Here is a 21,691-nt window from a genome sequence, read left to right as displayed (position 1 = left end):
ACCGCTCGTCAGAGCGTGGGATGACGGCGATGCCAGCCCGTCGCGGCCTGAAAAGCCTCGGCCACATCGAGCAACAGCGGCTCGCTGCCCATGGGGCCGACGAATTGCGCGGCCAGTGGCAGGCCCTCTGGCGAAAACCCCGCGCAAAGCGCCAGCACCGGGTTGCCGCTGAGATTGAAGACCGCGCGCATCACGCCGCGCCCGGCGCGCCGCAGCGCAGCCTCGTCGTGGATGGGCGCGGCTGGTCCGTTGACCACCGGCGTCACAAGGATGTCGCAGCCCGCAAACATCCGCGTCAGCGCGTCGCTCAGGCGGCGGCCAGCAGCCAGCGCTGCGGCATAGTCCGTGCCGCTAATCCCTTGGCCGCGAAGCAGGTCTTGGCGGGCGCGGCGACCGAAGGCCTCGGGCGTCATCGCAAGGCGTTTGCGGTGATGACGAAAGGCCTCTGCGTGCAGGACGGTCAGCACGTCATCGTAAAAGCTCGGGAAATCCGGGGGCCGGATTGCCACCCTGCGTGCCCCGAGCGTGACCAGAACGCGGCAGGTTTCCTGCAACGCCATAGCCGTGTCGGCAGAGCACAGATCGGGCACCAAAACCTCATCGGGCAAGGCGATCCGCAGGCCCGTTAGAGGCCTCGCATCCGGGCAGGGTGAGACCGGCACCAGCGCCTGATAGAGCAGGCGGCAATCGCGCGCCGTCCGCGCCATGGGGCCGATATGATCGAGGCTGCGCGACAGGGCCACCGCGCCCGCCCGGCTGATGCGCCCGCGCCCGGCTTTCATCCCGATGACACCGCAAAGGGCTGCGGGACCACGCACCGATCCCGCCGAATCGGTCCCAAGAGCAAGCGGCACCAACCCCGCCGCCAGCGCGACAGCCGAGCCGCTTGACGAGCCTCCAGGGCTGCGCTGCCGGTCCCAAGGATTGCGCGCGGGCGGCCATGGCAGGTCGTCCAGCGGCGAGCCGATACCCCATTCCTCCAGCGTAAGCTTGCCCAGAAGGATCGCCCCCGCCGCCCGCAACTGACGCACCACCATGGCGTCGGCGGTCGCAGGCAGGGGCGAACTGGCGCGAGACTGCGCCGTGGTCCGCTTGCCCGCCACATCTAACAAGTCTTTGATCGCAAAGGGAATGCCCGCGAGTGGCGGCAACGCCTGCCCTGCCGCGCGCCGCGCATCGACGCGCGCGGCCTCGGTCAGGGCCTCATCGGCATAGACCTCGATGAAGGCGGCCAGTTGTCCGTTGTAGCGCGCAATCCGGTCAAGCAGGGCCTGCACATATTCCACAGCCGAGAGGGCGCGCGAGGCCATCAGCAACCGCGCCTCGGAGGCAGAGAGGAAAGGCAGGTCGTCCATGCCGGTGCTACCGCGAAAGAAACCGCTTCATGCGCGCGAGTGCTTCCAGAATAACCGCTTCCGAATTGGCATAGGAGAGGCGCAAATACCCCTCTCCGAGCACGCCGAAATCGGGGCCGCTGATCAGCGCAATGCCCTCTTCGTCAAGCAAGGCATTGGCCAGCGGCTTGGCCTGCCAGCCGGTCGCCGAGACATTGGGGAAGGCATAAAACGCCCCCTTCGGCACGACGCAGGAGACGCCGGGAAGCGCGTTCAGACCCTCCACCACCAGCTTGCGGCGGCGATCAAAGGCCGCGTGCATCTTTTCGACCGCGTCTTGCGGCCCGTCGATCGCGGCAATCCCGGCAAATTGGCTGGGGGCATTGACGCAGGACCAGCAATTGACCGCGAGCTTGCGCACCTTGTCGTAAAGGTGACCACCCGTGGCGCCCGTGGGCCAGATCGACCAGCCCATCCGCCAGCCGGTCATCGCCCAGGTCTTTGACCAGCCGTTCAGCACGATCAGCCGGTCGCGGATCTCGGGGAACTCGAGAAGCGAGCAATGCTTTTCGCCGTCATAGGTCAGCGTGTCATAGATCTCATCGGACAGAACCGCGACATGCGGGAAGGCCTCGAGACCGCGCACCAGCTTTTCGATCTCGGCCCGGGGTGTGACGCCGCCGGTCGGATTGGCGGGCGAATTGACGATGAGCAGGCGCGTGCGCGGCGTGATCAGGCTCAGCGTCTGCTCGGCGGAGAAAGCGAAGCCATTGGCCTCGAGCATGGGCACCGGCACGGGCTTTGCGCCGACGAATTCGATCAGCGAGCGGTAGATCGGAAAGCCGGGATCGGGATAGAGGATCTCCGCGCCCGGCTCGCCAAACATCAAAATGGCGGCGAACATGGTCGGCTTGCCGCCGGGCAGGATCATCACCGCCTCGGGCGAGACCTCGACCCCGGTCATGGTCAGCGTGCGCCGCACCACCGCCTCGCGCGTGGCAACGAGGCCATTCGCGGGCGTATAGCCGTGATGGCCGTCGCGCAAAGCCTTGATCGCGGCCTCGACGACATGCGGCGGCGTCTGGAAGTCGGGTTGGCCAATGCCGAGGTTGAAGATCTCTTTGCCCTGCTGTTGCAGCGCCGTCGCGCGAGCCAGAACGGCAAAGGCATTTTCCTCGCCCATCCGCTCGAAGGCGGGGACGGTTCGGATCATTTGCGCATCCATCAGCGAAGCTCCTGACAGGCGGCGGCGATGCGGTTGCAGGCGTCGTTAAGGATCTCCATCGAGGTCGCGTAGGACAGCCGGAAATAGGGGCTGAGCCCGTAAGCGCCGCCATGGACCGCCGCCACACCATGATCGCGCAGCAGATAGGCGACGAAATCCTCGTCGGTGTTGATCGTGCGGCCATCGGGTGTCTTGCGGCCGATCAGCCCCTCGCAGGACGGGTAGACATAGAAGGCGCCGTCGGGGCAGATGCAGCGCAGCCCGGCGATCTCGTTCAGGCGCGCCACCACCGCATCGCGCCGGTCGCGGAAGACCAGATTGTGCTCGGCAATGAAGCCTTGCGTGCCGTTCAGCGCCTCGATCGCCGCAGCTTGGCTGACCGAGGAGGGGTTCGAGGTCGATTGCGATTGCACCGTGGCCATGGCCGCGATCAGCGCCTGCGGTCCCGCGCCATATCCGATGCGCCAGCCGGTCATCGCATAGGCCTTGGAGACGCCGTTGACGATCAGAACCCGGTCGCCGAGGCTCGGATCGACCTGCAGCAGCGACATGAACCGATCGCCCGAATAAACGAGGTGTTCATAGATATCGTCGCAAAGGATCAGGACATGCGGATGTTTGCGCATGACCCGCGCCAGCGCGGCCAGCTCGTCCGCGCTATAGACCGAGCCGGTCGGGTTCGAGGGCGAATTCAGCACCAGCCATTTCGTCCGAGGCGTGATCGCTGCGTCAAGCGCCTCGGGGTGCAGCTTGAAGGCGTCTTCCTCGCGCGTCGGCACGACCACCGGAACCCCGTCACAAAGCGCCACCATATCGGGATAAGACACCCAATAAGGCGCGGGGATGACGACCTCATCGCCCGCATCAAGCGTGGCGGCAAAAGCGTTGAAGATCACCTGTTTGCCCCCGGTCCCGACCGAGATCTGCGCGGGCGTGAAGGCAAGATCGTTCTCGCGTTTGAACTTCTCGACAATCGCCTTCTTGAGCGCGGGCGTGCCGTCCACGGTGGTATAACGGGTCTCGCCCCGGTCGATGGCGCGGTGCGCGGCCTCGACAATATTGGCGGGCGTGTCGAAATCCGGCTCTCCCTGCGCGAGGTTCAGCACCTCCTGGCCCTGCGCCTTCATTTCCGAGGCGAGCCGCGCCATCGCCATGCTGGGAGAAGGTTTCACCGCCCCCAGCCGCTGCGACAGCGACCAGGAGGGCGCGGGAATGGGAGAGAGATTGGCAGTCGCGACAGTCATCACATGACCTCATGAGTGGGGTTGGCGCGTCGCAATGTGCAGGCAATAGCCTGCATCATCGGCCCCGAGGCCAGTCTCGGGGCGCGCGCAATGATAGTCAGGTCGAAAGGTTCAGATGCCGGGCGTCAGCCGGCGCGTAACGCTTGGGCGCTTCGCAGGTTTTCCAGCATACGCTGCTTTCCGTTGGCGATATGCTGTTCGAATTCGCGGGCCGCGCCTTCGGAATCAGAGGCGATCAGCGCCGCGAGAATGCGACCATGTTCGAGATTGGAGGCCTTGAGCTGGGCGTGTCCCAAAGCGCCCCGGCGGATGTAAAGCTGCATCTCGTTGCGCACGCTCAGATCGTGCTCTTTCAGCCGACTGTTCGAGGCGGCGGTGAAGATCGCGTCGTGAAAGGCGTGGTTGGCCGCGGTATAGCTTGGGATATCATTGGCCTCGGTGGCGGCGACCATCTTGGCATGCAGCGCGCTGAGGGCATCAAGCTGCTCTTTGCTGGCGCGGATCGCAGCCAGCCGCCCAGCCGCCATCGCCAGCGCCGCGCGCACCTCGTAAAGCTCAAGCGCATCGGGCACATCAACCGTGCGGACGACGACGCCGCGATTGGGGATGATCTCGACAAGGCGGGCATGTTCCAGCGAGCGCACGGCCTCGCGGATAATGCCCCGGCTGACCCCAAGCCTTTGGGTCAGCGACAGCTCGTTCAGGCGGTCGCCGGGCTGAAATTCTCCGCTGAGGATAAGCCGGGTCAGCTCTTCGCGCACGCCACCCGTCAGCGATCCATCTCCCGGTTTTTCCGTCATCTCATTCGTCCCCTGCATCAGAAGTTTTGTCAGCAATCCTGATTTTATTGTAATCATAGGCGCCATCCACGCAAGGCCAAGCTCGTCAACATTCAGAGGGATCCGCAGAGGGCCCGCGCGGGCAGGGCGGAGATGGCTGCCTCCCCGGGATCGGCTTGTCCGAAAATCGCTTCGATCCGCGCGCAGGCCTCAAGCAAGGCCGGGTCCGCCCAGGCAGGTGCCGCGACCAGAAGGCCCAAGCCCAAGGTCGGATCGCCCGCCGGAATCGGCAGCGAAACCGCGCAAAGATCAAGGATATTGGCCACGCGCGAATTGCGCATCAGCCGCATGTTAAGGCGGCGATAATCGGCATCCTCCTGCACCTCGCTGAAGCGTGGCGCGACGATGGGCGTCGTGGGCATCAGCATCCCGTCCCAACCCGCCAACCTCTGGCGCGCAGAGGTCACCAGCTCCTCGCGCAAGGCCAGACTGTCGAGCATCGCGACCGCCGAAATCTGCGCGCCCTCGCGAATGCGGTTCATCATGCGCGGATCGTAATCGTCCTCTCGGTCCAGAAGGCCCCGCCGACCCAGCCAAGCGGCGATTTCGGGCATGGCAAAACCGCCGCCCTCATAGATCTGCGGAATGCGGTCCAGCTCGGGGAGGGTAATCTGCTCGACCTGAATTCCGGCCTGCCGCAGAAGGGAAAGGGCGAGGTCGAAGGCCTCGGCAACCTTCGGGTCGAGATCGGCAAGCACATAGTTGGTTGGAACGCAGAACCGCAATTCTTCGACCGGCAAAGAGGGACGCGCCAGCCAGTCGGCGCGCTCGCGATCGCTCATCGCCCCCGCGAGAAGGCGACAGCTGCTGACCGAGCGCGAGATCACCCCCACCGTGTCGAGATGGCGCGACAGCGGGACCACGCCGTCCCGGGGCAGCAGGCGCGCGGTCGGTTTGTAGCCCACCAGCCCGTTGACGGCGGCGGGCAGGGTCACAGAGCCCCCGGTATCCGTGCCGACCGCCGCAGGCACGATGCCCCGACCGACCGAGATCGCCGCGCCGCTACTCGATCCGCCGGGCACGCGGGCATTGTCCAGCGCATTCGGCGGCGCCGCGTGGTGCAGGCTGGTGCCGATGGATGCCAGCGCAAGCTCGGGCATGAAGGTCCGGCCGAGGATGACCGCCCCCGTCTGACGCAGGCGCTGGACCACGGTCGCGTCACGCGTCGCAGCGGGCTGGGTTTCAAGGACTTTCGACCCCGCCCGCGTGACCTCTCCGGCGAGATCCATATTGTCCTTGACCGTGACCGGGATGCCGTCGAGCTTTGACTTCGGCGCGCCATTGCGCCTGCGCGCATCGGCCTCATCCGCCGCGACAAGGGCGGCTTCGGCGTAAAGGTCGCTGAAGGCCCGGCGATCCCGCGCGGCCAGCGCCAAAGCCGTCTCGACCAACTGTCGGCTGGTGGTCTCACCAAGCGCCAGCGCCTCGGCGATATCCGTGAGTGGCTGCGCGGGTTTGGTCATTGCCGGGCCTCCTTCGCCTTAGCGCATCTCGTGACGGGCGAGAATGTCGCTGAGCTTGAGCAGCTCGATCGTCGAGCGCCCCGCATTGATCTGATCGCGATAGTCATCTTCTGCCGCGACGCGCTGTTTCGAGGCGGCCATCACCGCATCAAGCCTGTCGGCGGGAATGGCGACCACGCCATCACGGTCGCCCACGACGATGTCGCCGGGGTTCACAAGGACGCCGCCGCAGACGACCGGCACATTCACGCGCCCCGGCTGATACTTGTTGGTGCCCTTGATGCTGAGGCCACGGGAAAAGACAGGAAAACCCATCTCGATGATGGCTTCGGCATCCCGCACGGCCCCGTCGATCACCAGACCCGCGATCCCGGCTTTCTGCGCCGCCAGCGTGAGGATGTCGCCCCAGGGGCCGGCGTCCACAAAGGCCTTTGCGTCCACCACCAGCACATCGCCCGGCTGCGCCTTCGACAGCGCATAATGGATGACGAGATTATCCCCCGGACGGGCGTCGACCGTCAGCGCGCGCCCGGCAAGCTTCAGGACAGGGTCAATCGGCTTGATTGCACTGTTCAAAGCGCCGGTTTGCCCTTGCGCCTCATGGATCGTCGCGGAGCCGAACTGACAGAGAGAGTCGAGCAGATCTTGGCTCAAGAAATTCCTTAACGTCGCCATTGCTGGTTCCTCATTCACCAATCTCGCATAGTGTAACGACGATTCGACATCGATTGTCAACAATCGTATTTTAATTGACGACAATAAATCCTGCGATAAGATGCAACGCAGAAGGTAAGGAGCATCCAAGATGAGTAAAGTTCGGTTCGACCACTGCGTTGTCCATGTCTCCGACTGGGCAAGGTCCAACGCCTTTTACGCGAATGTGCTGTTCGCCGAGGTGATCCCAAACAAGGCGGGCTTCGTCTATCGGTTCGGCGACAATCAGCTGAACCTTCACGGCCCGGGCCTCACGCCCACTCCGATCGCCTCCATCCCGGTTCCTCCCGGCGGGTCTGACCTGTGCTTTGAGTGGAGCGGCCCGGTGGCCGAAGCGGCAAACCATCTCGCCGAGCAGAATGTCGCGATCGAGCTTGGCCCGGTTCGCCGTCTGGGTGCGAAGGGCTTCGGCATGAGCGTCTATTTCCGCGACCCTGACGGCACATTGCTAGAATTCATCAGCTATGAGAGCGTCGATTAACGGCTGCGGGGATCAGCTCGGATGAGGCTGAAGCGGTTCGATTTGGGGTGAGGCCTTGCCGGACGGCTCTCTGGTCGCCGGGGACATCTGGCATAGAGCCCCCAAGGCTTCATCGCGGTCGTGGTTTGGCACGCGCGTTTATGGGGCGCGAGTATCACTGCAACGAGTTTGCGCCGCAGTCAGGAGACGCGACCTTTTCCATCTTGAACCGGAATCGCGCGACTTGAGTCTTTCGTGACATAATGCTGATTACTCGACTATTATATTTCGCAACGGTGAGTCCTATTTCTGAGGACCCACCCAAATCCCCATGCTCGGGATCAGGCTCTTCGATGCGGACGAGACCGACCACAGGCCTCCCTACCGCTTCGTGGTCCATCCCGTCCGTCTGCCCCCTCTCGCCCCGCTTCAGACAGCGGAACGATCGCCGCTACAGCACAGCTCGCAATGCCATCTCTGCCCCCAGCAGCAACAGAAACCAGAGAAACATTCGCCGGAATGTCGCGAGCGAGATGCGATTGCGCAGTTTCTGGCCCACCCACATCCCGATCAACGCAGGTCCAACCGCAAGCAGCGACAGCCCCATCGTCCCAGCCGAAAACGCCCCATGCGCCCCAAGTGCAAGCGCGAGCGCCACGGTGGAAACCGTGAAGGACAGCCCGAGCGCCTGAACGAGATCGTTCCTCGACAGATCTAGCGCCTGCAAATAGGGCACGGCGGGGATGACGAAGACGCCGGTGGCGCCGCTCACCATGCCGGTCAATCCACCGATGAGGGGCGAGAGCATCGGCTCAAGCCGGGAGGGAACCGAGAGCGGCCGCGCGAGGAGGCCGTATCCGGCATAAATGACCAGCGCGGCCCCCAGAAGCGTGCTCGCCGCCTCGGTGTCGCTGCCCGCAAGCAAAGCCGCGCCAAGCGCAGTGCCCGCGCAGATTGCCACCATCATCGGCCAGAGCCGGTGCAGGACGGGACCGAGGGCGGGGCCCGCCAGAAGCTGCCAGAGATTGGTGACGAAGGAGGGCACGATCAGCAGGCTCGCGGCGGCCAAGGGCGAGATGAGCGCGCCGAGAACGCCCATGGCGACCGTGGGCAGCCCCATGCCGGTTACCCCCTTGACCGTCCCGGCCGCGAAAAAGGTCGCGAGAATCAGGACGAAAGCGGTTAGGGACATATCGCTCATCGGGCACCCGTGGGGCGCGTGCCGCTGTCAGAGCCACCTTCCGGCGCGGTCCGTCCGGCAAGGCTGTCGGCCGGCGCTTCGTCGCGGGCGGTCTTGCCGTAATCCCGCGTCACCGCCGCAATGCGCAAACGGTAATCGGCAAAGACGCGATCTCGGCCTGCGGCCTGCACCTGCCGATGCTCGGGCAGATTGCGCCAAGCGGTGATGGCGGCCTCGTCGCGCCAGAAGGACAGCGACAGGACCTTGCCGGGAGTGGCCAGACTTTGAAACCGCTCGATCGAGATGAACCCGTCGAGATCTGCCAGAAGCGGGCGCAATTCGGCCGCCAGATCGAGATATTCGGCCTGCGCCTCGCCCGGAACCCAGGCTTCGAAAATCACGGCGATCATGCGCGTTCGCCATGCGGCGCCGAGGCGAGTTTCACAAACAAACGGCTCTCGCGGCGAATGAAGCTTTCGCGTCGGGCGAAGTCGTAGTTTTCGCGCCCGAGCGGGTCTTCGGCCAGACGGGCGCGATAGGCCTCATAATCCGCGAGCGACGGCAGCGAGTAGATCCCGTAAGCGGTCGAGGTCGATCCTTCATGCGGGGCGAAATAGCCGATCAGATCGGCCCCACATCGCGGGATGCAGGCGCCCCAGTTGCGCGCATATTGCGCGAAGAGCTCGCGCCGGTTCGGGTCGATATCATAGGTGATGACGCAGGTAATCATGGGGTTTTGCCTTTCGTTCTGACGCCCCACTTAGCCGGTTGGAGGCGGCGCATGGTTCGGTTAGGATCGAACTATGAGAGAAGGCCCTGATATTGCCCGTGTGGCGGCTCTTGTTGCGGATCCCGCGCGCAGCGCGATGCTGATCGCGCTGATGGATGGGCGCGCCTTGACCGCGACCGAACTGGCCGGGCTCGGCGGGATCACCAAGCAGACCGCCAGCTCTCACCTTGCCAAGCTGGTGGATGGCGAAGTCCTGACCGTCGAGGCGCAAGGGCGGCATCGCTATTTTCGTTTGGCCGGTCCCCATGTTGGGGCTCTGCTGGAAGCCCTGATGGTGTTTTCCAGCGATGCCGTGCCGCCTTTGCGCACCGGGCCGCGCGATCCGGCGCTGCGCAAGGCCCGCATTTGTTACGATCATCTGGCGGGCGAAATGGGCGTTCGGCTGTTCGAGCGGATGCAGGCGGATCACTGGTTGGCGGAGGATCTGACCGTGACCGAGCGCGGCCGGGGCAAGCTGGGCGAGATCGGTCTGGATCTCGAGACCCTGCCGCCAAGCAATCGCCCGCTCTGCCGCGGCTGCCTCGACTGGAGCCAGCGGCGCCAGCATCTGGCCGGGCGATTGGGTCGCGCCATCTTGGACCAGTTGCTCGCGCAAGCCTGGGCGCGGCGATTGCCCGAGTCTCGCATCATCAGCTTCAGCCCTGAAGGCGAGCGGCGCTTCACCGGCTGGTTGAGCTAAGAGGCTTTGGCCGTATCGTTAAATGAAGAGAGAATGCGGCACGGCGGCCAGATCGGGTTCGGCGCAATAGCCGGTCATTCCGGGCTCCTGGCAGGACGGGCAAAGCGCTGTTCCGTGACTTCCGTTCCCCATTGGCTCCCGGCCCTTTCCTCGACCAACAGGAAGCCATGTGCCTCATAAAGATGCCGTGCGGCGGAGAGGCCGCTAAACGTCCAGAGCTGGGTCTCTTTGAAACCCTGCGCATCAACAAACGCCAGCGCGGTCGCCAGCAATCTGCCCCCGATTCCCGCACCTCGGATCGCGTCATCGACGATGAACCAGCGAAGATGCGCGGTGTCGCCGCCCATGTCTTCGCCGTCAATGGCAATCGATCCACAGATTTGATCGTTCTTCCTCACCGTCCAAAGTGCATTTCGCGGATGATCCAGACGCGAGACGAACTCGGCCAGACCTCCGGCAACCACCGTCTCGAAAACGCGTCCGAATCCGGAAGTTCGCGCGTAATACTGCGCATGCATCTGGGTGATGCTTGCGATCACGCCCGTCTGATAGCCGGGCAGGATCTCGAACGGGTCGGCTTCGTCGCCACGGGCAGGAGACCCCTTAAGCGCGGACGAATACAGCGAAAGCCCTTCCAGAACGGTCCGGCCTGCATCGGGCTGAAGGCGGGCGAGTGCCTCGGAAACCTGTGCCCGCGCAAAAGCATGTATCTTTGACACCTGCTCCTCGCCCTGCGGCGTTAACGAAAGCCGCTTCGTGCGCCCATCCTCCGCGCCTGCCGTCTCGGCCACATACCCGGCTTCAACGAGCTTGCGCAACATGCGGCTGACACTCGATTTTTCGAGCCTGAGTAGCGACGCAAGGTCGCGGGCGGTTATGGCCTTCCGCTCTATTTCGATCAGCGCATGAACGGCAGAGGGCGAAAGATCGGTGCCCGCGAAATCCCCGCCCATGAAGCCAAGCTCTCTGACGAGATGTCGGGAGGCTTCTCGAACGGCGTCGATCATGGCTGCAGAGGTCATTTTCAGAGCTCTCGATTCGGTTGTATTGCACAACTAATATGCAGAACCCCGGGATTTATCAAGCCTGCCGCCGATCCGCGGCTCCGACTGCACAGCGGGGGTTTGCCATCGCATCCCGCCCCTTCCCTCTGGCTCCCCTGCCCGCAGGCCCCACCGCGACACGTTTCGCATCTATCACATCATGTGCCATTTCTATTTCTCAGCCGTGCCGCGCCGCTCTTAAATCGGCTGAGACGCCCTGAGCGGGCGCGATGCAGGAGAGATCACGATGAATGCGGAAATACAGGCCAGCGAGCTGCCCCGGCTTCAGGAAATGCACAATGGCGAGCGGGTCCAAGGCACGTTCAGCGCGCCCGAGATGCAGCGTCGCATGGACGGGCTGCGCCAGATCCTGGTCGATCTGAACCTCGATGCGACCCTGCTGACCTCTTATCACAACATCAATTATTTTGCCGATTTCATCTATTGCTCTTTCGCGCGCCGCTATGCCTTCGTCGTGACGCATGACAAGGCGACGAGCCTCTCGGCGGGCGTCGATGCGGGCCAGCCCTACCGCCGCACCTTTGGCGACAACCTGACCTATACCGACTGGCAGCGTGGCAGCTATTTCCACGGCATCCAGCGGCTTCTGCGCGGTGCGCGCCGCATCGGGATCGAGTTCGACCATGTCACGCTCGAAACCCGCGCGCTGCTGGCAGATGCCTTCCCGGGCGTCGAGTTCATTGACATCGGCCAGCCGGTCATGTGGATGCGCACGATCAAATCCGCCGAGGAAATCGCGATCATCACCGAAGGCGCGCGCACGGCCGATGTCGGCGGCGCGGCCATCCGTGCGCTGATCGCCGAGGGCGTGCCGGAATATGATCTCGCACTCGCCGGGACGCAGGCGATGGTGCGCCATATCGCTCAGACCTATCCCCATGCCGAGCTGATGGACAGCTGGGTCTGGTTCCAGTCGGGCATCAACACGGATGGCGCGCATAACCCGGTGACCTCGCGCCGCCTGCAAAAGGGCGACATCCTGTCGATGAACTGCTTTCCGATGATCGCGGGCTATTACACCGCGCTCGAACGCACGATGTTTCTCGATCACGCCAGTGACGAGCATCTGCGCATCTGGGAGATCAACACGCAGGTCCATCGCCGCGGGCTCGAACTGCTGAAACCCGGCGCGCGCTGCGGCGATGTCGCCAATGAGCTGAACGAGATCTATCGCGAGCATGGCCTGCTGAAATACCGCTCTTTCGGCTATGGCCATTCCTTCGGCGTGATGTGCCACTATTACGGGCGCGAAGGCGGGGTCGAGCTGCGCGAGGACGTCAACACCGTCCTGCAACCCGGCATGGTCGTCTCGATGGAGCCGATGCTCTCGATCCCCGAGGGCAAACCCGGCGCGGGCGGCTACCGCGAGCATGACATTCTCATCCTTTCGGATGAGGGGGCCAAGAATATCACCGGCTTCCCCTTCGGGCCGGAACACAACATTATCCCGGCCTGAGCCGCCTTAAGTTAACCTTAGGGAAGGCCATGATCCAAAGGCCCTGCGGAAATCCCCCGCAGGGCCGTTTCCACATCCTGAAGCGAGCCAAGATGCGCAGCATTCCGACCGATCTGCTTAGAACCTTCGTCACCATCATCGACGTGAAGGGCTATACCCGCGCCGGCGATCGTCTGGGCAAGACCCAGCCGACGATTTCCGCGCAGATCAAGCGGTTGCAGGATCTGCTGGGCGTGCAGCTTTTCAGCCGCGATGTGAAAGAGGCGGGGGGCGTCTATCTCAGCGAGGAGGGCGAGGTGGTCGCAAGCTATGCCCGCCGCATCCTGCTGTTGAACGATGAGATGATGCTGCGGATCTCGCGTCGTGACAAACGCGGCAAGCTGCGGCTCGGGATCCCCAGCGATTACGCCGACCACTTCATGCCGAAGCTGATGGCGGGGCTGACGGATGAGCAGGCGGGCTTTACCTTCGAGGTGGTGTGCGATCTCTCGCATGTGCTGCTCAAGGGGCTGCGGGACGGTCAGTTCGATATCGTGGTGGCGATGACGAATGACGGCCCGGCGGAAAATCCTTTCATGACCTGGCGTGAGAAGCTCGCTTGGGTCTCTGGCCCCGCACCGGAGGAGGGGTTCGGCGATCCCTTGCGCATCGTCAGCTTCCCCGAGGGCTGCATCTACCGGCGCAGCATGATGAGCGCGCTGCAACGCTCGGGCCGCAGTTTCGAACTGGTCTATTCCAGCCCCAGCCAATCCTGTCTGGAAACCGCGATTGCCAATGGCTTTGGCATCAGCGTGCTGGCAGAGCGGGTGATTTCCGACAAGGTGGAGAAACCGGGGCCCGAGGCCGGGCTGCCAAGGCTCGATGACGCGGTGGTGGGGATCTACGTGAACGAGCGTGCTCGCCCCGCCACCCGCAGCTTTGCCGCGCGCTTTGCCGATATGTTCGTCGAGCATGTCGGCGCCGCATAACGCGGTCTGGATCGAGCTGGCCAGAACCTCGGTCCCGGCCAGCTCGGATTTAGCCTTTCCGCTTCCGCGTCAGCAAGATGACGAGGACAAAGAGCAAGGTCGAGAGAACCAGCAGCATCGTCGCCGCCACCATTATCGTCGGGTTGATCTGGTCGCGGATGCCCGAGAACATTTGGACGGGCAGCGTGCGCTGCTCGGCACCGGTCAGGAAAAGCGCGATCACCACCTCGTCAAACGAGGTCGCAAAGGCGAAGATCGCGCCCGAGACCATGCCGGGCAGGATCGCAGGCAAGGTCACACGAAAGAAGGTCGAGACCGGCGAGGCGCCAAGGCTGCGCGCCGCCCGTGACAGATTGCTGTCATAGGTCGAGAGCACCGCCGTCACGGTAATCACCACGAAGGGCGTCGCAAGCGCGGTATGGGCCAAGATCAGCCCCGGTTTCGTATCGGTGAGGCCGAGCTTGCCGAAGAAGAGATAAGCCCCGACCGCGACGATCACCACCGGCACGATCATCGGCGAAATCAGCAGCGCCATGACCAGCCGCCGCGCCGGAAAATCCGGCCGCGACAGACCAAGCGCCGCCAAAGTGCCAAGCGTAGTCGCCAGCACCGTGGTCGCGCTTGCCACGACAAGGCTGTTTGCAATCGAGGTCAGCCAACGCTCATTGGCGAAGAAATCGCGATACCAGCGCAGCGAATATTGCTCGATCGGGAAGCTGAAGAACGGGTCATGCGAGAGCGACAAGGGCACGACCACGAAGAGCGGCAGGACCAGAAACAGCAAGACCAGCACGGCGGTCAGGACGATCAGGGTCCGGCCGATGCGCTCGGCCGGGGTTGCATAGGAAGGAAGCCACATGATCGTCACCCCAGACGAATGCGCTCTGCCCCGACAAGGCGCAGGAAGAGCAGGTAAATGGCCAGCGTGACCGACAGCAGGACGACGCCAAGCGCGGCGGCCATACCCCAGTTCAGCTCGCGGTTGATGTAGATCGAGATCAGGTTCGAGACCATCTGATCATTCGGCCCCCCGACCAGCGCGGGCGTGATATAATAGCCAAGCGAGAGGATGAAGGTCATCAGGCACCCCGCGACGACACCCGGCAAAGTCTGGGGCGCATAGACGCGCCAGAAGGCCGCGAAGGGCCCCGCCCCCAACGAGCGCGCCGCGCGCAGATGGCTGGGATTGACCGCGCGCATGACGCTGTAGATCGGCAGGATGGTGAAGGGCAGCTGGATATGGATCATCGCCGTCACCGTGCCAAGCCGGGTGAAGATCAGCTGCAACCGCTCGCTGGTCAGACCCAGAAAGAGCAGCAGATCATTGATGATGGGGTCTGATGCCGGAGAGTGCAGAATCCTACGCTAAGGCCGTTTGGTCATCTTTTGGGCCACCTGTATTCACCGGTGAGAAGGATGTGCGCCCACCCGAGGGGTGAAATATGCGCCAGAAGGTTTGCTGAGCAGTCCAAACCATCACTGCGGCGACTATCGACAGCGTGACCGAGATGTCTGGTGTTCCAGTAAATGATGATGGCGGCGAGGAGGTTCAGCCCGGCCATTCGGAAGTGCTGGCCTTGGGCTGTTCGATCACGGATTTCACCTTGGCGCCCTATGCGCAGGGCGTTTTTCAGCGCATGATGCGCTTCGCCCTTATTCAGGCCGATTTGGGCACGGCGTTGCATGTCGGCATCCAGCAGCCAATCGATGATGAACAGCGTCCGTTCGATCCGGCCGATTTCGCGCAATGCGACCGCAAGTTCATGCTGTCGGGGATATGCAGCGAATTTTCGCAAGAGTTGGCTTGGCGGCATCGCGCCCGCCACCATGGTGGCCGCTGCGCGTAGGATGTCGGGCCAGTTCGAGCTGATGACAGGTTCCCTGACCTTGCCGCCGATCAACCCCTTCAATTCTTTCGGGCAGGATGCCGGATTGAAGAGGTAGAGGCGCTTGGATGGCAGATCCCGGATGCGGGGGATGAACTGAAAGCCCAGAAGGGCAGTGACGGCGAAGACGTGGTCGGTAAAGCCGCCCGTGTCGGCATACTGTTCGCGGATTTTCTGACCTGCGTCTGTCATCAACAGGCCGTCCAGGATGTAAGGGGCCTCGTTCACCGTGGCCGGGATGGTCTGGGTGGCGAAAGGGCCGAACTGGTCAGAGACATGGGTATAGGCTTTCAGACCGGGTTCATGGCCGTATTTGGCGTTGATCAGGTTCATCGCCTCGCCCTGGCGCGTGGTCGGGAAGAATTGCCCGTCGCTCGAAGCGGTCTGCCCTGCGCCCCAAAACCGGGCCATCGGCAAGGCAGATTGACCTTCGATCACCATGGCCAAGGCGCGTGCCATCGCCTCGCTTTCCACATGCCAGCGCGACAAGCGCGAGAGCTGGAAATAATCATGGGTGTTCGTGGCCCCAGCCATTTTGCTGAGGCCAAGGTTCAGCCCCTCAGCCAGCAGCACGTTCAACATGCCGACCCTGTCTTTGCATGGAACGCCGGTGCGCAGATGGGTGAAGGCCTCGGTAAAGCCGATCTCGTCATCCACTTCGAGCAGGAGGTCTGTGATCCTGATCTCTGGCAGGCGGTTGTAGAGATCGAGCACCATGGCATCGGCCTCTTCGGGGACAGCGGCCGTCAGACGGTCGATCTTGAGCACGCCATCTTCGATAGAACCTCCCGGAATGGCACCCGCCCTGGCGGCGCGGGCCAGTCGTTCCAAGCCATCTGCTAGGCGAGATTTTCGATCCGCGAGCCAGAGCTCCGGTTCAAACGGCATGGCCAGTTTTGGCGTGGCCCTGGCAACTTCCGTCGGAACCAGCGCGTCCTTGAGATCACCATACCGGCGGGAATGTGCGAGCCAGATGTCGCCGGCACGGAATGCGTCGCGTAGGTGGCACAGGACCGCCACCTCCCAAAGCCGGTTCCCATCGTCGTGATTCAAGTGTCGATGCCATTTCGAAGCCCGGCGCAGAAAGGTCAGTGGCCGGGTAGTTGTCGTTTCCGTACCCGCGACGATGTCGGCGGCGGCAAGCAACGGTTCGGCCACCGGGGCCGCCTGAATATCGAGCGCCCGGAGCATGCGCGGCGCATAGCGTCGGAAGCGATGATACCCGTGAACAACATGTGCCAGTGGATCAGCCGCCAATGTGTCGGTCAGTTGGGCGGCGGTGGAAACAAGCCCCCTCAGCGATGACCAGCCTCCGGCGTTTTGAATGGCCTCGATCAGGGAGGCCTGATCTTCATGTGCTTCCAGCAGAGCTGATCCAAAATTTGAGAAGCCCTGCAAGGTGTCTTTCAAAGCAGCCTTGGCGTCATCTGCCCGAGCATCGCATACGCGTTTCGCCTCGCGCCACGTCTTCCCCACAATCCGGTCATGGCTTTCGACCACGGCATCGGCAATGGCACTGCGCCATTCCAGAGCGCAGACCGCGAGGATGGCAAGGCGGCGGTCGCCGGAGATATCCCGCAGATCTCCGGCGAAGTAACGTTCACCTTGCCGTCGGAGGCGCGCGATACGGTGGGGCGGCACACCCGACAGGACGGTTCGGTCCACGGCCATGGTCTGCAAGAATTCCAACCGGCCGAGCAGCCGGTTCATGTCGGCCGAGTTCTGGCCCACCTCAAACTGGCGCAGCCAGACAAAGCGGGTGACAGAACCGTCCGCCATTTCCGTCAGCAAGGCGTCAAGTCGGCTGCACATCTCATCATCCAGCCGGTCGGCAATCCGAGCGTCGATCCGTCGCTCTGCAGCAACGAGTGCATCCGCGCAAAGGCGTTCGATAACCGTGATCCCTGGGAGAATGGTCTGGGTCGCCCGGCATTGTTCCACGAAACGCCGCGCCAAGTCCTCGTTCGACCGGGCAGTTTCGGCTGTTCTCTCCAGCCAGGCCTTCAGGTCGCGCGATCCTCGGCCAGTGAACATCTTGTAGCTATAGAGATCCCGCAGGGCCGCCAGATGTTCATGACGCGTTTCTTCGCGGCTTGCATATCCAGCCAGATCGTCTGACTTCAGCCCAAGCTGTGCAGCCAGGAAGCGCGTGATCTCCATTGGAATGACCTCGCCCGGGGTCAACAACCGACCGGGATAGCGCAATGCGCAAAGCTGGAGAGCAAACCCAAAACGATTGTGGGGGCGGCGGCGGGCGCGGATGATTTCCAGATCGTCGTCCGCAAGGATGTAGTGGCGCAACATCGCCGTTTCATCGATCGGAAGATCAAAAAGTACTGAGCGCTGACGCTCGGTGAGGATAGTACGATGCGCCATATTTCTTTTGCTTTCTACATATGGTTTGCGTATTGATGATTAAGATATTGAATAAGGAATTGTTCGGATGGCCGAAAGCGCGCCGCTTTCCAGAACACCTCAAACGAACGTTTGTGAAACATGCTGATCGGCTATGCGCGGGTTTCGAAAGCTGACGGCAGCCAGTCCCTCGACTTGCAACGAGATGCATTGATCGCGTCCGGCGTCGAGGAGGACCAGATCTACTCAGATCTGGCGTCCGGCAAGAAGGATGACCGATCCGGTCTGGAGGCCTGCCTCAAAGCATTGCGTGAGGGGGATGTGCTGATCGTGTGGAAGCTCGACCGCTTGGGGCGCAGCCTCCACCACCTTGTCAAAACCGTCAGCATGCTGTCCGAGCGTGGCGTTGGCCTCAAAGTTCTCACCGGGCAAGGGGCGCAGATTGACACAACGACTGCGGCTGGAAGGCTTTCATTCGGCATCTTTGCTGCGCTTGCCGAATTTGAAAGCGAGTTGATCCGCGAACGCACGATGGCGGGGCTCCAAGCCGCCCGCGCGCGCGGCCGAAAGGGAGGAAGAAAGTTTGCGCTGACGAAAGCGCAGGTCCGCATGGCTCAGGCCGCAATGGCTAGCCGCGACACATCGGTTTCAGAACTCTGTAAGGAATTGGGGGTCAAACCGGTCACACTCTACCGATATGTCGACCCGAACGGCAATCTACGCGATTACGGGAAACGGGTTCTCAGCGCTTAGCGTAGGATTCTGCACTCTCCGGCATCAGACCCCATGATCCCATCGGTCTGCAAGAGCGCCACCCAAGCCGTCGTGCGCACCAAAAGCGAGGTCCAGAGCGGCAAGAGCACCATCAGCAGCATGAGGCTCGCGACATTGCGCGGCGCCAGCGTCAGCACATAGGCGACCGGATAACCCAGCAGCAAGGTGCCAAGCGTGACCATGCCCGCGATCAGAAGCGTGCGGCCCAGCACCGACAGAAAGATCGCCTGATCGGGATCGGCGCGGGTGATCTTGCCCTCGGCATCCCGCGTCAGATCGAGCGCGGCCAGCAGATAATAGGACGTCTGCGCCGAGCCATTGCGCTGGATCACCTGCCAAATCGCGGGCTCGGTCCAGATCCGCGCCGATTGCAGCAGCTCGGCGCGGAAGCTCTCAGCCGGGGTCTTGGCGGCAAGGCGGCTCGCGGCGACCACGGCGCTGCGACTGCCCGAGAGCTCGTAATTCAGGCGCTTGCCCAGCATGGCGGCGGTGCGCTCGGCCTGCGCGCGGACGAGATCGTCGTGAAAGGCGGCAAAGACCGCGTCGGGCGGCAGCCCTACCCCGTCCCAATCCTGCATCGCGACCAGCGTCTCGGGCAGAACCTGACGCGTCTCGGGGTTCTTGATCGCAGCGGCGAGCAGGAAGGCGATGGGCAGAAAGAAAGCGACCAGCAAGAAGCCGGTCAGCGGCAGCGAGAGCGACAAAGCCGTGCGCCGTCCGGGCCGGTCAGACCGGCGGACGGCGCGGGCGAGCGCGGGAAGATCGGCGGCGAGCGTCATGGTGCGTCCCCGACGATCAGGCAATCCTCGATCCGGCAGCTCAGACGCAGCGCATCGCCCGGCGCGAGACCGCGCAGATCGGCAGCATCGGCACGCAGGGCGAGATCGGTTTGCCCCAAGGCCGAGACGCGCAGGCTGACGTGATCGCCTTGGAACACCATCTCGGTCAGGCGCGCGTCAAAGACATTCGCGGTGACATCGCTGAGCGCGGGCAGAATGCGCAGCCGCTCGGGGCGGATGCTCAGATAGCTGCGACCTGTCCCGGCTACCGCGCCGGTCGCGCGCAGCCTTGTGCCGTCGGGACAAATGACCAGACCCGGCTCGGCGTTTTGGCAGGGGATCAGGTTGTTTTCCCCGATGAATCCGGCAACGAACGCATTGGCCGGGCGAGTGTAGAGCGTCACCGGATCAGCCAATTGCTGGATCACGCCGTCATGGAACACCGCAATGCGGTCGGACATGTTCAGCGCCTCGGATTGGTCATGGGTGACATAGACCATGGTGATGCCGAGCTCGGTCTGGATCTGCTTGATCTCGCGCTGCATATGCTCGCGCAGCTGCTTGTCGAGCGCGCCCAGAGGCTCGTCCATCAAGACGAGCGCTGGTTCAAAGACCAATGCGCGCGCCAAGGCGACCCGCTGCTGCTGGCCGCCCGAGAGCTGCCCCGGACGCCGGTCCGCCATCGCGTCGAGATGGACCATCGCACGGGCCTTGCGCACCCGCTCACGCGCGGCCTCGCCCCGGATGCCGCGATAGCGCAGCGGGAAAGCGATGTTTTCGTCCACGGTCATATGCGGGAAAAGCGCGTAATTCTGGAAAACCATGCCGATGTTGCGCCGCTCGGGCGGCAAGGCCTCGACCGGCTTGCCGTCCAGCAAGATCTGGCCAAGCGTCGGCCGCTCAAAGCCCGCGAGCATCATCAGCGTCGTGGTCTTGCCCGAGCCCGAGGGCCCGAGCATCGTCAGAAACTCGCCCTCGCGCACCGCAAGATTGAGATCGCGCACGACCAGATTGGTCCCATCATAGGATTTCTGCACCGCGCGGAACTCGACCCGGTCGCGGGCAGCCGAGGGGGGTTGCCCCCCGGCCCTGTGCGCCTCGGTGAAACTGCCAGCCATATTCATCACCACCGCCCCCTTTACTGCGCGAGCCAGTTGACGAAGCGGCGGCGGATTTCCTCGCCGTGATCGCCCCAGAACCCATTGTCGAGCATGAGCGCGCTTTTCATATTCTCGGGGCTGGTCGGCAGGTTCGCGGCATCCTCGGGCGCGACGAAAGCGACGGCGGTCGAGCGAACCGGGCCGTAGGGGATGTATTTCGTCGTCGCCGCCAGCACCTTCGGTTCAACCGCGTAATGGATGAACGCCATCGAGGCGTCGATGTTCTTGGCGCCTTTCGGAATGGTCCAGAACATCGAATCGAGGATCTGATTGTCCCAGACGATGGCGAATTTGCGGCCCTCGCGGTTGGCATCATAGATGCGCCCGTTCCAGGCGGTGGTCATCACCACCTCATTCGAGGCCAGAAGCTGGGCCGCTTGTGCGCCCGCCTCCCACCACAGGATATCGCCCTTGATCGTGTCGAGTTTCGCGAAAGCGCGGTCGAGCCCTTCCGGCGTCATCAGCGTCTCGTAGACCTCGCCGGGCGGCACGCCCTCGGCCAAGAGCGCGAATTCGAGGTTGGTGACCGGGTTCTTCCACAGCCCGCGTTTGCCGGGGAATTTCTGGGTGTCGAAGAGATCGGCGATGGTTTTCGGCCCATCGGTCAGCTTCTCGGTGTCATAGGCCAAAATCGTCGAATAGACGATATTGCCGACCCCGCATTCCGAGGCCGTGCCGTCGAGCCATTCGCTTTCCGGCCCGATCTTCGGCCAGTCGATCATCTCGAAAATTCCTTCGTCGCAGCCCTGCCGCAGCGTCGGCGCATCGACATCGACCACATCGAGCGTGGTGTTCCCGGCCTCGATCATCGCTTTGATCTTGGCGATCTCGCCGCCATATTCCTGCTCGATGATGCGGATGCCGGTCTCGGCGGTATAGGGCTCGAAGACGGCTTTGCGCTCGGCCTCCTGATAGGCGCCGCCGAAGCTCATGATCGACAGCTTGTCCTGTGCAATCGCGCCAGCAGGCATAAGCAGGCTTGCACCGGTGGCCATCGCCACCAGCCCGATAAGGGTCTTTTGCATCTGTTTCCTCCCCGTGGCGGGCGGGTCCTCTCCTGCCAGCCGATCTTGGGAAAGCCTATGAAGGGGCGCGGGGATATCGAAATCGAAATTCGTTATGACTTCATCAGAACCGACCATTTGAGGTCCGGAAGCGTCGCTTGCCGATGAGCCTTGGACGAGAGGCGGGGCGGACAAGAGCTTGGCGGACGGCGCGCCCGTCACACCCCAGATCGACGTCGCCACGACCCGAGCTACCGCAGTGAGAAGAATGCCGGGCGCGGCCCCTCAGCCGCAAGCAGGTTCGCGATGCCACCTGC

The 21,691-nt window shown here is 63.2% G+C and carries 20 protein-coding genes and 1 pseudogene; 5 read left to right on the top strand and 16 right to left on the bottom strand.

From position 1 onward, the window contains the following. Window positions 1–8: 8 nt before the first annotated feature. From JCM7686_RS17965 to JCM7686_RS17940, 6 genes are all read right to left on the bottom strand, one after another. On the bottom strand, window positions 9–1,355 hold the full coding sequence (locus JCM7686_RS17965) for an amidase (protein WP_020952802.1): 1,347 nt from the start codon (window positions 1,353–1,355) through the stop codon (window positions 9–11). A 7-nt stretch (window positions 1,356–1,362) separates the two neighbouring features. Beyond that, window positions 1,363–2,547, bottom strand: coding sequence for a pyridoxal phosphate-dependent aminotransferase (locus tag JCM7686_RS17960; protein ID WP_041528117.1), 1,185 nt, complete (start codon window positions 2,545–2,547; stop codon window positions 1,363–1,365). 11 nt (window positions 2,548–2,558) lie between these two features. Beyond that, entirely contained in the window at window positions 2,559–3,803 is a 1,245-nt protein-coding gene (locus JCM7686_RS17955) for an aspartate transaminase (protein ID WP_020952800.1), read from the bottom strand. A gap of 125 nt (window positions 3,804–3,928) precedes the next feature. Beyond that, entirely contained in the window at window positions 3,929–4,603 is a 675-nt protein-coding gene (locus JCM7686_RS17950) for a GntR family transcriptional regulator (protein ID WP_020952799.1), read from the bottom strand. A 92-nt stretch (window positions 4,604–4,695) separates the two neighbouring features. Beyond that, window positions 4,696–6,105 (bottom strand): amidase, encoded by a 1,410-nt coding sequence (locus JCM7686_RS17945; RefSeq protein ID WP_020952798.1) that lies wholly within the window; start codon window positions 6,103–6,105, stop codon window positions 4,696–4,698. An 18-nt stretch (window positions 6,106–6,123) separates the two neighbouring features. After that, window positions 6,124–6,780: a 4-carboxy-4-hydroxy-2-oxoadipate aldolase/oxaloacetate decarboxylase gene (locus tag JCM7686_RS17940; RefSeq protein ID WP_041528091.1), complete on the bottom strand. Its 657-nt coding sequence runs from the start codon at window positions 6,778–6,780 to the stop codon at window positions 6,124–6,126. A 130-nt stretch (window positions 6,781–6,910) separates the two neighbouring features. Between JCM7686_RS17940 and JCM7686_RS17935 the strand changes: the two genes are divergently transcribed. Continuing rightward, on the top strand, window positions 6,911–7,300 hold the full coding sequence (locus tag JCM7686_RS17935) for a VOC family protein (RefSeq protein ID WP_020952796.1): 390 nt from the start codon (window positions 6,911–6,913) through the stop codon (window positions 7,298–7,300). A 430-nt stretch (window positions 7,301–7,730) separates the two neighbouring features. Here the strand turns inward: JCM7686_RS17935 and JCM7686_RS17930 are convergent, their stop codons facing one another. From JCM7686_RS17930 to JCM7686_RS17920, 3 genes are read right to left on the bottom strand one after another with little or no spacing between them, the layout of a single operon-like run. Beyond that, window positions 7,731–8,480, bottom strand: a complete 750-nt coding sequence (locus tag JCM7686_RS17930; RefSeq protein WP_020952795.1) for a sulfite exporter TauE/SafE family protein — start codon at window positions 8,478–8,480, stop codon at window positions 7,731–7,733. Beyond that, window positions 8,477–8,869: an antibiotic biosynthesis monooxygenase family protein gene (locus tag JCM7686_RS17925; RefSeq protein ID WP_020952794.1), complete on the bottom strand. Its 393-nt coding sequence runs from the start codon at window positions 8,867–8,869 to the stop codon at window positions 8,477–8,479. The genes JCM7686_RS17930 and JCM7686_RS17925 overlap by 4 nt, the downstream gene beginning before the upstream one ends. Then, the gene (locus JCM7686_RS17920) at window positions 8,866–9,189 is read right to left on the bottom strand and encodes an NIPSNAP family protein (RefSeq protein WP_020952793.1); all 324 of its coding nucleotides are present in this window, start codon (window positions 9,187–9,189) and stop codon (window positions 8,866–8,868) included. Before JCM7686_RS17920 ends, JCM7686_RS17925 begins: the two co-directional genes overlap by 4 nt. A 73-nt stretch (window positions 9,190–9,262) precedes the next feature. Here JCM7686_RS17920 and JCM7686_RS17915 point away from each other — a divergent pair, with 73 nt between their 5' ends. Next, window positions 9,263–9,928 carry an ArsR/SmtB family transcription factor gene (locus JCM7686_RS17915; RefSeq protein WP_020952792.1) on the top strand — a complete coding sequence of 222 codons (666 nt, stop codon included), beginning with the start codon at window positions 9,263–9,265 and terminating at the stop codon, window positions 9,926–9,928. A 74-nt stretch (window positions 9,929–10,002) separates the two neighbouring features. Here the strand turns inward: JCM7686_RS17915 and JCM7686_RS17910 are convergent, their stop codons facing one another. Then, window positions 10,003–10,935: a bifunctional helix-turn-helix transcriptional regulator/GNAT family N-acetyltransferase gene (locus JCM7686_RS17910; RefSeq protein WP_236635898.1), complete on the bottom strand. Its 933-nt coding sequence runs from the start codon at window positions 10,933–10,935 to the stop codon at window positions 10,003–10,005. Window positions 10,936–11,218: 283 nt separating this feature from the next. Between JCM7686_RS17910 and JCM7686_RS17905 the strand changes: the two genes are divergently transcribed. Together JCM7686_RS17905 and JCM7686_RS17900 are read left to right on the top strand one after the other, a co-directional pair. Further along, entirely contained in the window at window positions 11,219–12,448 is a 1,230-nt protein-coding gene (locus JCM7686_RS17905) for a M24 family metallopeptidase (RefSeq protein ID WP_020952790.1), read from the top strand. 92 nt (window positions 12,449–12,540) lie between these two features. Next, on the top strand, window positions 12,541–13,416 hold the full coding sequence (locus tag JCM7686_RS17900) for a LysR family transcriptional regulator (RefSeq protein ID WP_051201689.1): 876 nt from the start codon (window positions 12,541–12,543) through the stop codon (window positions 13,414–13,416). A 49-nt stretch (window positions 13,417–13,465) separates the two neighbouring features. On the opposite strand, the gene JCM7686_RS17895 is transcribed toward JCM7686_RS17900, so the two are convergent. The 3 genes and pseudogenes from JCM7686_RS17895 to JCM7686_RS17885 form a co-directional block, all read right to left on the bottom strand. Further along, a complete protein-coding gene (locus tag JCM7686_RS17895; RefSeq protein WP_020952788.1) occupies window positions 13,466–14,275 on the bottom strand; it encodes an ABC transporter permease in 810 nt (269 codons plus the stop codon). A 5-nt stretch (window positions 14,276–14,280) separates the two neighbouring features. Further along, window positions 14,281–14,757, bottom strand: a pseudogene (locus JCM7686_RS17890) (ABC transporter permease); the annotation flags it as partial. A gap of 38 nt (window positions 14,758–14,795) precedes the next feature. After that, complete coding sequence (locus tag JCM7686_RS17885; RefSeq protein WP_013496756.1) at window positions 14,796–17,678, bottom strand: Tn3 family transposase; 2,883 nt, start codon at window positions 17,676–17,678, stop codon at window positions 14,796–14,798. Window positions 17,679–17,798: 120 nt separating this feature from the next. On the opposite strand from JCM7686_RS17885, the gene JCM7686_RS17880 reads away from it, so the two are divergent. After that, on the top strand, window positions 17,799–18,410 hold the full coding sequence (locus JCM7686_RS17880; protein WP_013496757.1) for a recombinase family protein: 612 nt from the start codon (window positions 17,799–17,801) through the stop codon (window positions 18,408–18,410). Here the strand turns inward: JCM7686_RS17880 and JCM7686_RS17875 are convergent. Genes JCM7686_RS17875 through JCM7686_RS17865 form a run of 3 tightly spaced genes read right to left on the bottom strand, consistent with a single transcriptional unit; the run spans window position 18,407 to window position 21,395 of the window. Beyond that, the gene (locus JCM7686_RS17875) at window positions 18,407–19,210 is read right to left on the bottom strand and encodes a spermidine/putrescine ABC transporter permease (protein WP_020952786.1); all 804 of its coding nucleotides are present in this window, start codon (window positions 19,208–19,210) and stop codon (window positions 18,407–18,409) included. The two genes, JCM7686_RS17880 and JCM7686_RS17875, sit on opposite strands and share 4 nt — an antisense overlap. After that, window positions 19,207–20,334 carry an ABC transporter ATP-binding protein gene (locus JCM7686_RS17870; protein WP_236635901.1) on the bottom strand — a complete coding sequence of 376 codons (1,128 nt, stop codon included), beginning with the start codon at window positions 20,332–20,334 and terminating at the stop codon, window positions 19,207–19,209. The genes JCM7686_RS17875 and JCM7686_RS17870 overlap by 4 nt, the downstream gene beginning before the upstream one ends. 14 nt (window positions 20,335–20,348) lie before the next feature. Next, window positions 20,349–21,395, bottom strand: coding sequence for an ABC transporter substrate-binding protein (locus JCM7686_RS17865; RefSeq protein ID WP_020952784.1), 1,047 nt, complete (start codon window positions 21,393–21,395; stop codon window positions 20,349–20,351). Window positions 21,396–21,691 lie beyond the last annotated feature (296 nt).

This window comes from Paracoccus aminophilus JCM 7686, assembly GCF_000444995.1.
GTDB classification, from domain to species: Bacteria; Pseudomonadota; Alphaproteobacteria; order Rhodobacterales; family Rhodobacteraceae; genus Paracoccus; species Paracoccus aminophilus.
Note: the sequence above shows the minus strand (reverse complement) of the source record. Positions and strands in the feature narration are given on the sequence as shown.

What these genes read in the sequence shown, in the direction of transcription:
- JCM7686_RS17965 (WP_020952802.1), bottom strand. Translation starts at nt 1,355, where the DNA reads ATGGACGACCTGCCTTTCCTCTCTGCCTCCGAGGCGCGGTTGCTGATG.
- JCM7686_RS17960 (WP_041528117.1), bottom strand. Translation starts at nt 2,547, where the DNA reads ATGATCCGAACCGTCCCCGCCTTCGAGCGGATGGGCGAGGAAAATGCC.
- JCM7686_RS17955 (WP_020952800.1), bottom strand. Translation starts at nt 3,803, where the DNA reads ATGACTGTCGCGACTGCCAATCTCTCTCCCATTCCCGCGCCCTCCTGG.
- JCM7686_RS17950 (WP_020952799.1), bottom strand. Translation starts at nt 4,603, where the DNA reads ATGACGGAAAAACCGGGAGATGGATCGCTGACGGGTGGCGTGCGCGAA.
- JCM7686_RS17945 (WP_020952798.1), bottom strand. Translation starts at nt 6,105, where the DNA reads ATGACCAAACCCGCGCAGCCACTCACGGATATCGCCGAGGCGCTGGCG.
- JCM7686_RS17940 (WP_041528091.1), bottom strand. Translation starts at nt 6,780, where the DNA reads ATGGCGACGTTAAGGAATTTCTTGAGCCAAGATCTGCTCGACTCTCTC.
- JCM7686_RS17935 (WP_020952796.1), top strand. Translation starts at nt 6,911, where the DNA reads ATGAGTAAAGTTCGGTTCGACCACTGCGTTGTCCATGTCTCCGACTGG.
- JCM7686_RS17930 (WP_020952795.1), bottom strand. Translation starts at nt 8,480, where the DNA reads ATGAGCGATATGTCCCTAACCGCTTTCGTCCTGATTCTCGCGACCTTT.
- JCM7686_RS17925 (WP_020952794.1), bottom strand. Translation starts at nt 8,869, where the DNA reads ATGATCGCCGTGATTTTCGAAGCCTGGGTTCCGGGCGAGGCGCAGGCC.
- JCM7686_RS17920 (WP_020952793.1), bottom strand. Translation starts at nt 9,189, where the DNA reads ATGATTACCTGCGTCATCACCTATGATATCGACCCGAACCGGCGCGAG.
- JCM7686_RS17915 (WP_020952792.1), top strand. Translation starts at nt 9,263, where the DNA reads ATGAGAGAAGGCCCTGATATTGCCCGTGTGGCGGCTCTTGTTGCGGAT.
- JCM7686_RS17910 (WP_236635898.1), bottom strand. Translation starts at nt 10,935, where the DNA reads ATGATCGACGCCGTTCGAGAAGCCTCCCGACATCTCGTCAGAGAGCTT.
- JCM7686_RS17905 (WP_020952790.1), top strand. Translation starts at nt 11,219, where the DNA reads ATGAATGCGGAAATACAGGCCAGCGAGCTGCCCCGGCTTCAGGAAATG.
- JCM7686_RS17900 (WP_051201689.1), top strand. Translation starts at nt 12,541, where the DNA reads ATGCGCAGCATTCCGACCGATCTGCTTAGAACCTTCGTCACCATCATC.
- JCM7686_RS17895 (WP_020952788.1), bottom strand. Translation starts at nt 14,275, where the DNA reads ATGTGGCTTCCTTCCTATGCAACCCCGGCCGAGCGCATCGGCCGGACC.
- JCM7686_RS17885 (WP_013496756.1), bottom strand. Translation starts at nt 17,678, where the DNA reads ATGGCGCATCGTACTATCCTCACCGAGCGTCAGCGCTCAGTACTTTTT.
- JCM7686_RS17880 (WP_013496757.1), top strand. Translation starts at nt 17,799, where the DNA reads ATGCTGATCGGCTATGCGCGGGTTTCGAAAGCTGACGGCAGCCAGTCC.
- JCM7686_RS17875 (WP_020952786.1), bottom strand. Translation starts at nt 19,210, where the DNA reads ATGACGCTCGCCGCCGATCTTCCCGCGCTCGCCCGCGCCGTCCGCCGG.
- JCM7686_RS17870 (WP_236635901.1), bottom strand. Translation starts at nt 20,334, where the DNA reads ATGAATATGGCTGGCAGTTTCACCGAGGCGCACAGGGCCGGGGGGCAA.
- JCM7686_RS17865 (WP_020952784.1), bottom strand. Translation starts at nt 21,395, where the DNA reads ATGCAAAAGACCCTTATCGGGCTGGTGGCGATGGCCACCGGTGCAAGC.